General features: G+C 46.9%; 13 protein-coding genes and 1 pseudogene. 6 read left to right on the top strand and 8 right to left on the bottom strand.

All coding sequences use genetic code 11. The features are described from left to right. Window positions 1-38: 38 nt before the first annotated feature. Together kdpA and DYU05_RS10885 are read right to left on the bottom strand one after the other, a co-directional pair. Entirely contained in the window at window positions 39-1754 is a 1716-nt protein-coding gene (gene kdpA, locus DYU05_RS10895; RefSeq protein WP_117383084.1) for a potassium-transporting ATPase subunit KdpA, read from the bottom strand. A 386-nt stretch (window positions 1755-2140) separates the two neighbouring features. Beyond that, the gene (locus DYU05_RS10885) at window positions 2141-3463 is read right to left on the bottom strand and encodes a sigma-54-dependent transcriptional regulator (RefSeq protein ID WP_117383968.1); all 1323 of its coding nucleotides are present in this window, start codon (window positions 3461-3463) and stop codon (window positions 2141-2143) included. Between the two features lie 361 nt (window positions 3464-3824). Here DYU05_RS10885 and DYU05_RS10880 point away from each other — a divergent pair, with 361 nt between their 5' ends. The 5 genes from DYU05_RS10880 to DYU05_RS10860 all read left to right on the top strand — a co-directional run bounded on the left by DYU05_RS10880 (window position 3825) and on the right by DYU05_RS10860 (window position 8063). Next, complete coding sequence (locus DYU05_RS10880) at window positions 3825-4487, top strand: Crp/Fnr family transcriptional regulator (RefSeq protein ID WP_117383083.1); 663 nt, start codon at window positions 3825-3827, stop codon at window positions 4485-4487. Window positions 4488-4540: 53 nt separating this feature from the next. Then, window positions 4541-5353: a sulfite exporter TauE/SafE family protein gene (locus DYU05_RS10875; protein WP_235854004.1), complete on the top strand. Its 813-nt coding sequence runs from the start codon at window positions 4541-4543 to the stop codon at window positions 5351-5353. A 300-nt stretch (window positions 5354-5653) separates the two neighbouring features. Continuing rightward, a complete protein-coding gene (locus DYU05_RS10870) occupies window positions 5654-7072 on the top strand; it encodes an MBL fold metallo-hydrolase (protein WP_117383081.1) in 1419 nt (472 codons plus the stop codon). A 17-nt stretch (window positions 7073-7089) separates the two neighbouring features. After that, window positions 7090-7647 (top strand): YeeE/YedE family protein, encoded by a 558-nt coding sequence (locus DYU05_RS10865; protein ID WP_117383080.1) that lies wholly within the window; start codon window positions 7090-7092, stop codon window positions 7645-7647. Between the two features lie 2 nt (window positions 7648-7649). After that, window positions 7650-8063: a DUF6691 family protein gene (locus tag DYU05_RS10860; RefSeq protein WP_117383079.1), complete on the top strand. Its 414-nt coding sequence runs from the start codon at window positions 7650-7652 to the stop codon at window positions 8061-8063. 288 nt (window positions 8064-8351) lie between these two features. On the opposite strand, the gene DYU05_RS10855 is transcribed toward DYU05_RS10860, so the two are convergent. The 6 genes and pseudogenes from DYU05_RS10855 to DYU05_RS10830 all read right to left on the bottom strand — a co-directional run bounded on the left by DYU05_RS10855 (window position 8352) and on the right by DYU05_RS10830 (window position 11407). Beyond that, window positions 8352-8537, bottom strand: coding sequence for a hypothetical protein (locus DYU05_RS10855; protein WP_117383078.1), 186 nt, complete (start codon window positions 8535-8537; stop codon window positions 8352-8354). A 201-nt stretch (window positions 8538-8738) separates the two neighbouring features. Then, the gene (locus DYU05_RS21225; protein WP_205771858.1) at window positions 8739-8903 is read right to left on the bottom strand and encodes a hypothetical protein; all 165 of its coding nucleotides are present in this window, start codon (window positions 8901-8903) and stop codon (window positions 8739-8741) included. A 5-nt stretch (window positions 8904-8908) separates the two neighbouring features. Next, window positions 8909-9678 (bottom strand): annotated as a pseudogene (locus tag DYU05_RS21505) (MlaE family ABC transporter permease). 138 nt (window positions 9679-9816) lie between these two features. Further along, window positions 9817-10197 carry a hypothetical protein gene (locus tag DYU05_RS10840; RefSeq protein WP_117383077.1) on the bottom strand — a complete coding sequence of 127 codons (381 nt, stop codon included), beginning with the start codon at window positions 10195-10197 and terminating at the stop codon, window positions 9817-9819. Window positions 10198-10346: 149 nt separating this feature from the next. Beyond that, window positions 10347-10751: a hypothetical protein gene (locus tag DYU05_RS10835; RefSeq protein ID WP_133300217.1), complete on the bottom strand. Its 405-nt coding sequence runs from the start codon at window positions 10749-10751 to the stop codon at window positions 10347-10349. 200 nt (window positions 10752-10951) lie between these two features. Then, window positions 10952-11407, bottom strand: coding sequence for a pyridoxamine 5'-phosphate oxidase family protein (locus DYU05_RS10830; RefSeq protein WP_117383075.1), 456 nt, complete (start codon window positions 11405-11407; stop codon window positions 10952-10954). A 263-nt stretch (window positions 11408-11670) separates the two neighbouring features. Here DYU05_RS10830 and DYU05_RS10825 point away from each other — a divergent pair, with 263 nt between their 5' ends. Then, on the top strand, window positions 11671-11949 hold the full coding sequence (locus tag DYU05_RS10825) for a hypothetical protein (RefSeq protein ID WP_165852056.1): 279 nt from the start codon (window positions 11671-11673) through the stop codon (window positions 11947-11949). Window positions 11950-11968 lie beyond the last annotated feature (19 nt).

Genomic DNA, 11968 nt, shown 5'->3' with positions numbered 1-11968 from the left:
GGATCTTATTTTAGGTCCTTTTAATAGATAGTGGGAGCTTAGTGCATTGAAAAATATTCTGCAATTGGCCCTAATACCAATGCAGGGAAATAGGATAATGCATTGAGTACAAGTATTACCGCCAGGGTCATCATTCCAAAAGTCATTGTGTCTACCTTGAGGGTACCGGCAGATTCGGGGATAAATTTCTTCTTGGCCAGTAAACCAGCTACAGCTACAGGGCCAATAATCGGCAGGAATCGGCCCAATAAGAGTACTATACCTGTGGTTACATTCCAGAACACGTTGTTGTCACCCAAACCCTCAAAGCCAGATCCGTTATTGGCATTTGCAGATGTATACTCGTAAAGCATCTCAGAGAAGCCGTGATAACCCGGGTTATTTAACCATGCAGATGGTTTTACCGCCCAATCGGCATTGCCATGGCTCATGAATACATAGCTGGATAATGCAGTGCCGGCCATGATCAAGAAGGGGCTAAGCAAAGTTATTAAGGCGGCGATCTTTACTTCGCGAGCCTCTACCTTGTGCCCTAAGAACTCCGGCGTACGGCCCACCATTAACCCTGATATAAAGACGGCAATGATGAGGTAAATAAAGTAGTTAAGAATACCAACACCACAGCCGCCAAAAAAGCCGTTAATCATCATGGCAAGTAGTTGCCATAAGCCGGTGAGCGGCATAGTACTATCGTGCATTCCGTTTACCGAGCCAGTAGATGTTACCGTGGTAAGTGTGCTCCAGTAAGCAGTGGCTGCCGGCCCGAAGCGAACTTCTTTACCCTCCATGGCGCCGGACGCTTGCGTGATGCCCATTTTAGACAGATCAGGATTGCCGCCCAATTCGCTTGTGACAGATGGTATCATAAGCATCAGTACCCCTAACATCATCACAGTGAATATTACCCAGCCAAGCTTTTTGCGCCCAATAAAATAGCCGAAGGCAAGTATCATAGCAATAGGAATGATCATCTGAGAGATGATTTCTACCATATTAGTGAAGTAATTGGGGTTTTCCAGCGGATGAGCGGAGTTTGCACCAAACCATCCGCCACCATTAGTTCCCAGGTGCTTAATAGCAATCATTTGCGCAGCAGGCCCGCGTGATACGTTTACTGTGTCTCCCTGTAAGGATATAAACTGGTCTTTACCGGCATAGCTTGATGGGGTACCATTAAATGTAAGGATTAACGCTACAACAACCGACAAAGGCAGCAGTAGGCGAGTAATTGCTTTTACAAAAAAGTTCCAGAAATTACCTACGTCAGTAGTTGTTTTTTCTTTAAATGCTTTAAAGATGGCCACAGCGCAGGCAATACCTGTTGCCGCACTGGTAAAGTGCAGGAACATGAAGATGAAGTGCTGCGTTAAATAAGTAGCGCCGCTTTCGCCGCTATAATGCTGTAAGTTGCAGTTTACTACAAAGCTAATGATGGTGTTAAAAGAAAGATTGGCCGTCATGCCCGGGTTGCCATCCGGATTTAGTGGCAGCTTATCCTGGTACATCAGTACAAAAAAGCCATATACCAGCCAAAGCAGGTTAATGGTCATCATGGCCTTCAGGAACCGCTTCCAATCCATTGGCTCACTAGGATTAATACCGCTCAGTTTGTAAATGAAGTTCTCGAGTGGGCGCATAAAGTCCGTCCATACCTTTTGGCCGGCAAACATCTTAGCCAGGTACTTACCAAGTGGGATGGCTATAACCAGCGTAATGGCGAACGTGGCAATTATGCCTAATAGTTCCGTATTCATTGTGTAGATGGGTTAAAAATTCTCTGGTTTAAGCAGTACATATATCATGTACATGAATACTGCAATGGAAATAATGAATAGTGCAATCATGGCAGACTAAATTTTTTCGAACCAGTTAATAGTTTTAAATGCAAGCCACCATAGGAGGACGATGGCCAGAAAAAGGATGATAGTGATCATACGTGTATTATTGTTTGATCACTCTATGCCAATAGGAATGCCGATGTCAGTAGACCAACATCAATAAACTGTTTATCAGCTAGTTATTTATTTATGATAATTTGCAGCAACAAAAAACCCTTCCATTATGGAAGGGTCTACTATCGTTTTGGAAGGATTTTTAAATGAAGGTCAATGGTATGCTTTGACCATTTGTCTTGCAGACATTAACCTAATTGGTACTCTTCTATCTTTCTATAAAGTGTAGTGAGCCCGATGCCAAGTAAGCGGGCTGTTTCAGTTTTGTTGCCGTTTGTGTAGGCAAGTACTTTAACAATATGCTGTTTCTCTACACTTTGGAGATCGAGCGCGTTGGAGTTAGTCTGGTTGTTAAAATTCGGAGGCAGGCTGTAACGGTCGAGTATATTATAAGAGAGAATCACAGCACGCTCCATTACGTTTTTTAATTCACGAATGTTACCCTTCCACGAGTGTTGTTTAAGCTGATCAAGAAAATCGTCATTCATGGTTAATTGATGACCAGCCTTATCTGTGAATTGTTTGAGGTAATATTTGGCAAGTAGCTCCACATCGCCTTTGCGATCATTTAACGATGGTAAGGATATAGTGAATACGGACAAGCGGTAATACAAATCCAGCCTGAACTTGCCTTCTTCAGCTTCTTTCTGAAGGTCACGGTTCGTGGCTGCCATAATGCGGATATTTACCTTTGTAGCAACGGTATCTCCAACTTTTACAAACGTTTTGTTCTCCAGCACCCGCAGCAGTTTGGCCTGTAGTTCGAGGCTCATCTCACCAATTTCATCCAGGAATATGCTACCGTGATGGGCTTCCTCCAGCAAACCTTTTTTGTCTTTTACAGCGCCGGTAAATGCCCCGGCCTTATATCCAAACAATTCGCTTTCCAGTAACTCTGCGGTAAAGCTGCTACAGTTAATAGCCACAAAAGGCATCAGCCTTCGTTCACTTTCATAATGTATAGCTGATGCAAAGACTTCTTTACCTGTGCCGGTTTCGCCAAGCAGTAGTACCGTAGTACCTGTAGCAGCCACGCGCCGTGCAAGGTTGATGGCGTCTAGCAGGGGTTTGGATTGGCCTATGATCTGCGCAAAACTGAACTTGCCCGCTACTTTTCTCTCTTCTTTATAAGCATTTTGCTGTAAAACGGCTTTTTCTACAGCTTGATTGAGCAATGGGATGATCTTGTCATTATCATCACCTTTTACAATGTAGTTGAACGCGCCATTTTTTATAGACCGCACCCCATCATGTATGGTACCGTAAGCAGTAAGGTTAATTACTTCAACATAGGGTTTTTTAGTTTTAATGGTACTAACCAGGTCCACCCCGTTTACATCAGGAAGCTTAACATCACTTAAAACAACCTGTACATCTTCCCGCTCCAGTAACTTAATACCATCTTTGCCATTATAAGCCTGAACAACCTTAAAGCCTTCCAGACCAATGATCCGGGCAAGCAGGTCATTAAGCTTTTTTTCGTCGTCGATAATGAGGATGGTTGCCGGCATTGTGAATGCAATAATATAGATTATTGCTGGGTTACAAAGGCCTTCTGAAGAAATAACGGGCCTTGTCCTGCCTGCTACTTCATGAACAATTCCCTTGATCCACCTCGCGGGTTTTGTACTTGTCTTTGCAAGCGTATTGCTCATGATTAGCGTACATCGCCCAATAGCAAAACTTATGGAGCACTAAGTAACTGAAGTTCGTTGGTGTTAGTTTTGCTTTGCGCAACTTATCAGAATATCCCTATCTTGTTCTAGGCGATGTGCTATCTGTAAGGTTGGCCGTATCGTCGGTTATAGTTCAACGCTTTAGGAGGCTGCCAGGCGCCAGCCGAATCCCTTATGTTACTTTTAATTTTACAGGATGACTGATACTGATAATCGGGCGACCGATGATTACCTTACCAAGCTGTTCCCACAATTTGAACCTGAACTGAAAAGGTTTTTAGGTGATCATGCTAAACAAAATGCCTATAAGGCGGGTGAACTGCTGATGCAAACGGGCCAGTATATGAGAGCTACTATGCTTATTGTTACTGGGAGGGTGAAACTGTACCGTCAAGGCGAAGATGGAGGTGAATTTTTCATGTATTACCTGGAGCCGGGTAACGCCTGCGCGCTGTCGATGATCTGTGCCACCAAACAGGAAACCAGCCAGGTGATGGCTAAAGCTGTGGAAGATACCACCGTATTGATGATACCGATAGGTTACATGGACGACCTGATGCGCCGGTACAAAACCTGGTATTATTTCGTACTCGAAACCTACCGGCTCCGGTTTGAGGAATTGCTCACCGTGATTGACGATGTAGCATTTCGCGCTATGGATGAGCGTCTGTTTTTTTACCTGCAAAAGCAGTATCGCCAGCTAAAATCTGCGGAGCTCAAACTTTCCCACAGTGAGATAGCCTCCGATTTGAATTCTTCACGGGAGGTGATCTCGCGTTTGTTAAAGAAAATGGAACAACGCGGAGAGGTTCGCTTGCATCGCAACTGGATTAAATGGTTAAAAAAAGACGAAGTGTGACCTAAGTCACCGTGATCCTGTCCCCAAGCCGCCATCTTTGACTCACAATTCAAATGATGGAAATATTAGCTTATATCGCGTCGGCTTTGATCGGCATTTCATTAGGCCTTATAGGGGGCGGCGGATCGATATTGACGGTACCGGTCTTGGTGTATCTGTTCGGCCTTAATCCGGTTTTGTCTACGTCTTACTCCCTTTTTATTGTCGGCTCTACCAGTCTGGTCGGCGCTATAAACAGTTACCGCAAAGGCTTGGTGCGTATCAAAACGGCCCTGCTGTTCGGCCTGTCTTCTATAACCACCGTATTCCTGACACGCAGATACCTCATCCCAATTATTCCGGACCAGCTACTCATGATCGGAGGCTTCAGTGTAACCCGCTATTTAGCGACCATGGTGTTATTTGCGATACTCATGATCGCCGCGTCGTTAGCAATGATTGGCGATAACAACAAGCTTAAGTCTGGTGAAACAAGTAAAAAAGGGGTACATATACCCAGATTGCTGTTAACCGGTGTAGCGATAGGTCTGGCAACCGGCCTACTCGGTGCAGGTGGCGGGTTTCTGTTGATACCCACTTTGGTACTGCTCATTGGCTTACCGATGAAAGAGGCTGTCGGCACATCCCTGCTGATCATTGCACTAAACTCACTGATCGGTTTTATAGGTGACCTGGGCCACTTTGACATTAACTGGTTATTCTTGCTTAAGATTACCGCCATTGCCATCGCCGGGATAATCGCCGGCGAAGCGCTCAGTAAACAGATCAGCGGCCAAAAATTAAAAAAGGGGTTCGGCTGGTTCGTGCTGATGATGGGCACTTACATTATTGTTAAAGAACTTTTCTTAAAAAAACAAACGCCATGAAAACTTTCAAAAACAACTCATGATGGGCTGGGGCCTGATCAGGATACTGCGATTGCTCATCAGCCTTACGGTACTATGCGTGTCGGTTGCTGATCAAACAGGCTGTTTGGCTTACTGAGCTTAGTGCTGCTTTTCCAGGCAATAATCAATCCGGGGTGTGCGCTGGGTTCGTGTGCGGAACCGCCGAGCCGGCATTTCTGTTCCGGTGGTAAAGATGAAAATCACGCCGTGTGACTTTTATCACCGTTTAGGAATAACTGTCTGCGCACATTTGTATAAAATTAACTAAATATTTTAGTGATGATCATAGAACAAATTTACACCGGATGTTTAGCTCAGGGAGCGTACTACATCCAATCAGAAAATGAAGCGGCCATCGTAGACCCGCTTCGTGAAGTAGAACCGTATATTCAGAAAGCTAAAGCAGCCGGCGCGCAGATCAAATATGTTTTTGAAACGCATTTTCATGCCGACTTCGTCTCAGGTCATATTGACCTGGCTGATAAAACAGGCGCCAGCATTATCTATGGACCGACTGCTAAACCGGGTTTTAAGGCTTACGTGGCTGGAGATGGGGAAGAATTCGCCTTAGGTAAAATAAAGATAAAAATATTGCATACACCGGGGCATACGCTGGAATCAGCCTGTTTCCTGCTAACCGATGAGACCGGTAAAGAAACGGCTCTTTTCTCGGGCGACACGCTATTCATAGGGGATGTGGGTCGTCCGGACCTTGCCCAAAAAGCGGCGCACCTTACACAGGAAGAACTGGCCGGTACATTATACGACTCCTTGCGCAACAAGATCATGCCCCTGAATGATGACATCATCATCTATCCTGCGCATGGTGCAGGTTCTGCCTGTGGTAAAAATATGAGTAGGGAAACTACGGACACTTTGGGTAATCAAAAAAAATACAACTATGCGCTACGCGCAAATATGACGCGGGACGAATTTATTGTGGAGGTAACCCGCGGCCTTATGCCTCCACCTGCTTATTTTCCGATGAATGTGAAAATGAACAAAGAGGGCTATAAAAGCATCGACGCCATCCTTAGCCAGGGAACTACCCCTTTGTCTGTGCATGCATTCGAAGCCGCTGCCAATGAAACAGCCGCTATTGTGCTGGATACCCGCGCTCCAGAGGTTTTTGCCCGGGGATTTATACCCAAATCTATTAATATAGGGATTGAAGGTAGCTTTGCACCGTGGGTTGGTGCCATGATGAGCGATATCAACCAGCCGATTTTGATCGTTGCTGAAAATGACCAGGTGGAAGAAGTAGTCACACGGCTGGCCCGTGTAGGTTACGACTATGCTTTAGGTTATTTGCAGGGTGGTTATAGAGCCTGGATGGCAGCAGGGAAAGATACCGACAAAATTGAATGCTTGTCTGCTGAAGAGGTTGAGGATTTGAAACTAAGTGTTAGGGAGGTGAATATCCTGGACGTACGTAAAGCCAGTGAATTCAATTCGGAACATATCATCGGCGCCGAGAACGTCCCATTGGATAATATCAATAATCACCTGAGCCAGGTGGATAAAAACAAAACCTATTATGTACATTGTGCAAGTGGCTATCGGTCCATGATCTTCATTTCTATCCTGAAAGCACGGGGGTACGAACGCCTGATCAATATTAGCGGGGGATTTAAAGCACTTAAAGAGACGGGTAAGTTTAACATCAGCCCGTATGTTTGCCCCAACACGATGCTTTAATTTAATACCGAAACCAAATGTTCGAAATACTTAAACAACCCTGGCCCTGGTATGTATCGGGCATAGCCATCGCCTTTATTATGGTTCTGTTGCTTTACTATGGCAAGTCCTTTGGCTTTTCTTCCAACCTAAGAACAATTTGCACGCTGGCCGGCGCAGGAAAGAGGAACGCCTTCTTTGATTTTGACTGGAAGACCCAGCGCTGGAATTTATTATTCTTACTGGGTTCTATCCTCGGCGGATTTCTGGCATCAACCATCCTGAAAAGTAATGCGCCCTTGAAGTTATCTGCAGCCACGGTGCATGATCTGAGATCATTAGGTGTCCCTTTTGATGGTGGCTTTAATCCGTTGGCTATCTTTAACTGGCATTTCGCTGCCAGCCTCAAGGGTCTGTTGATCTTATCAGGCGGCGGTTTTTTAGTTGGTTTCGGTTCGCGCTATGCCGGAGGCTGTACCTCGGGGCATGCCATCAGTGGTTTATCTAATCTCCAGCTACCGTCGCTCTGGGCCGTCATCGGTTTTTTCGCCGGCGGGCTGCTCATGACACACATGATATTACCGTTAATATTTTAACTATGAAAGGACTGAGATTCATAATAGCCGGGATTATATTTGGTATCATCATGGTGAAATCCGAAGCAGCTTCCTGGTATCGTATCCAGGAAATGTTCCGGTTTCAATCGTTTCAGATGTATGGAATTATCGGCACAGCCGTCGTGCTGGGCATGCTGTCCGTTTACCTTATTAAGCGGTTTCACCTAAAAGATCATACTGGCCAAATGATCAAATTTCAACAAAAAGACAACCGCTGGCCTAAATATATTATCGGTGGTACCATTTTTGGCTTGGGCTGGGCGCTGGCAGGAGCCTGCCCAGGGCCCATGTTTGTTAATTTGGGTTATGGCTATACTACCTTTGTAATGGTCATTATTGGCTCGTTATTGGGTACCTATGTGTATGGCCTTATCAGGCACAGGCTACCACATTGAACGCCGTGGATGCAATTACATTCATTAGGCATGGGAATACTCATGGTGTTAGCGCTGTCATTAGAAAACCTAAGTTCGGGCGACCTCGCCATCGACACATATCAGAGGGTCAAGTTGACCATTTATAAAACTTTCGGTCACACCGATAACACACATAATGCTTTAAAGGAAGTAGGCCTAACAAAAGTTTAACCAGTTGCCCACGCGGTATCCGTGCATCACAAGGACGCTTACATCGCCGGCATACGGGCAATTCCTCTGCGGTTGAATTATTTTCTAATGTGGTGCTCACAACTTTAATAGTTCAAGAACCTTATAAATAACCATGGCTGGCCAGAAAATAGCTTTTATGATTCCTACTGCGCCGTTCCAAAAGGTATGAGCGTGTTGAATGAAATAGACCAATGCGCCTAAAACAGCCATCCCGTAGATGGCGCTACCTTGTGTTCCCATTTTTTTGACTTGTTCTTTCATGATATTGTTGCTTGATGAGCTATCGTAACAAATCTCGGTAGCCTCGCAGGCAACTGCCATGACATGCATCATCTTCAGGGCTGATTGTCCACACGGTTGAACGATCTTAGTGGTGCGGAGCCGTGTATGGTAACAATGAAAACACCGATAACACATTAACAAAGAGTAAAGCGCTAGTGCACAACATGCAGCGGGATGTGATTAAAAAGGGGCAATTGGAAAAGCCAGGGTAAAAGTAGTTTCGTGGTGAGGCACGACAACATTTTCCCTGGCCTGAACCGTCAGGCTGAAATCTTTCAGCACGGCGTTGCTGCCGAAACGCTTATAGACGTGTTCAACAACGATAACGGGATCGGCGGCTCTCATACGGTTCAGTTTAAGCCGATCAGGTCGGTAAACTGGACTGCCAGCAGATCAATGATAAAAATGATAACAGAGGAAAGGACCACCGCCGAATTGGCCGAATGACCTACGCCCCTTGTGCCCTTACTAGAAAAATAACCTTTGTAACAACCGATCAGCCCGACGGCGAAACCAAAGAAAAAGGTCTTGATCAACGCCGGTAAGATGTCGCCGAAGCTCAAGCTCCTAAAAACCTGGTCAAAAAACAAACGGAAACTTGTCACCGACCGGATGTTGACGCCGATGTAGGGGCCAAAAAGGGAGACGGATCCCCCAATATCGTCAGCATCGGCAGCATCAGCGTACTGGCGAGAATGCGGGTAGCGACCAGGTATTTGAAGGGGTTAGTACCGCTGACCTCCATGGCATCGATCTGCTCGGTGACTTTCATCGAACCGAGTTCCGCGCCGATGCTGCTGGCGATCTTGCCGGCAAAGATAAGAGCCGTAATGACCGGGCCGATCTCACGGACGATGGCAATGCCGACCATTACCGGCAATTGTGACTGGACGCCGTATTCTACCAGGCTCGGCCGGAGCTGCATGGTGAGCACCAGTCCCATGATAAAACCGGTCAGGCCTACCAAGGGCAGCGACTGGTAGCCAATGATGAAAGACTGCGCCAGGAGCTCACGGAACTCATAGCGCGGTTTCAGCCCCGACGAAAAGAACCGGCCGGCGAACCGGCCGATCTGACCGGTTTGCTCGAGAAAGGCGGCAAAGTTTTCAGTGAGTGGCATAAGCGTGCTGTTAATCATCAAAGTTAAGCCTGGTGTGGTCTGCAGGCAGCGCCTAGCCCAATTGCTTAGGTGTCGCCCAAAAGAGCCGCCGAACGGGATAGCCTTCTAAGGCTTTGCAAAAGAGGGCTGGTTCAATGATCACATCCATTGCTCAGCAAAACGGTAGAAGTCAAATCTCATTTCCTGAAATAGTTTTTCTTCCTGCGCGTAATCTTTTGCGATCTGATCGGCCGCATCTACCGTCGCCTGCCGGATGAAATTTTCAGAAAGCTTTAATTCCGCAGCGACCTGGTCGAGGTTTTCCCGGATGCGGTGGTGGAGCCGATCCAACTGATTGCGATGGATAATCAACTGGTTTTGAAAATGCTCGACCTGAACTGCAACTTCATGCGCGGTATTGTCGCTGGCTACCTCTTCCAGCCGTTCCTGTAAAAAGCCGGTTTCCAGCTGGTAGAACGCTAGGCTGCGCAGGGTGGACTGATGCGCAAAGGTCAAATGTTTGATACTGGTCTTTTTCATGCTACAAGATTAAGGTGCAGTCCTTGTCGGAAAAATGATCGCCGGCAGCCGCGGTGATGACGACCGTCATTAGGGGACAAGCCTGCGTCACCTGCTGTTCGCGCATTTGCAACTGCTGCCCTACCCAGATATTTACCACGGCGATTTAGTCATTTACTGGTCGGTAGCAGGCGCTCGGTATAGTCGAAGAGCTCCTTCTTTGTTGCCCTGACGGCGGCGAACAAGCCGCTCAGTTCTTTTTGCAGCATATTATAACGGTTCAGGAAGTCCAGGTGCATGGGCTTTTTGAGGTCTCCCAGGTAAGGTTCGACAAAAGCCAGGAATTCTGGGATCTTCGCTTTAAGCGTTTGCAGCCGTTCCTGCTGCGTACTGACCAGTTCCTCAAACGGGCGGGGCTGGCCGTTAGCGGCAGCGAGCTCGTAGCGGTCTATCAGCGAACGGAAAAAATGGGTCTCCGTTTCCAGGAACGAAATGTCCTGCAGCCAAAGGGTGGCCTGTAGATAAACCTCCTGAAGCTCCGCTTCCAGTTCGGTGTCAATGGGTGCGTGGCTCATATGGTGTTGTTTAAATGATAAGTGTACTTGCACGAACAGTTCAGCCAGCAACTGACCGGCGCTAAATTTTAAAAAGGCTGTATCCACTTTAAAACTAATGAACCCTTGCTTTGGCAGGGCTCCAAGCCCTCGTCACGGCCTGCGCCGCCGTACATATGCCGGCATTGATGGCGCAGGTCCGGAAAAAATAACGGACGCGGCTACTCAGCACTTTCAAACCGCCCGCTGGTTTCGCCCAACCGAATCCGGTAAATAACCAACTCAACGTTGGTACCCACATCGCTTTCCTTTTCGGTAATACCGTGTGAGGGATGCCCCTCCGGCTTCGTGACCAGCGGCATGATCCGGTGGATGATGCCCTGCAGCGCCTGCTGTTTTTCTTCTATATCGGTGATCTCCTCAAATGTGCCCTGAGCTACCACGCTTTGCCAGTTGAACACACTCCGGATGTCATCCACCGCAAAGCAGACTTTAGGGTTTTCCCGCATCATGCGGATCTTCTTGCCCTCACCGGAATGTGCGTAAATACACCCGTCACGGTACACATAGTTAATGGGTACCAGGTAGAGCTCGCCCTGTCTCTGGCAGGCGATACGGCCGACCACCTGCTCGTTCAGCAGGCGCTCGATCTGTGTGTGATTCAATTTTCCTAACATAATTTTATTGCTGAAAGCAAAGGAACCGAGCCCATAATGGTGCAATTTCCTTCACCAACGAAAATACAACAACAACTGCCGGTCTGGGATGATCAGGATATGCCGCTGAAGTGATGCTGGTCACTTTTGCCCCGGCCGGCCTTACACTTGGGCAGGTTTAATTTTGAAAAAGTGTACTGGTAATCTGCCGGCAAAAAAGCCCTGGGATAGGCACCCAGACTATATACCAGTACGGCAAACACTTCTCCCGTTTCCTCATGCTGGTGGATCAGTTTTTTACTGACGACTTGGAGGTGACCGATCTCTTATTCCGCTGCTTCCCCACTGGTAAAAGCTGCAATAGTCAGCACCGCGAGTATAAAGATGCTGTAGACAGTTCTTTTGACGTTTTCCAAAATAAAGCCGCCGGTTATCACCAAAAATCCAACGCTTGGTATAATGATCGGGAGGTGATTAAGGAGCAAGTTCTAATGGGCTCCGTTCATGGCTGGCATTACTTAAAGACATTTAAAAGTCTGCTTTTCAAACCGGCCCGCATATGATGCCGGTTAGTTCGAAGCA

This window comes from Mucilaginibacter terrenus (assembly GCF_003432065.1).
GTDB lineage: Bacteria > Bacteroidota > Bacteroidia > Sphingobacteriales > Sphingobacteriaceae > Mucilaginibacter > Mucilaginibacter terrenus.
The sequence above is the reverse complement of the archived record's forward strand: the minus strand, read 5'-3'. Positions and strand labels throughout refer to the sequence as shown.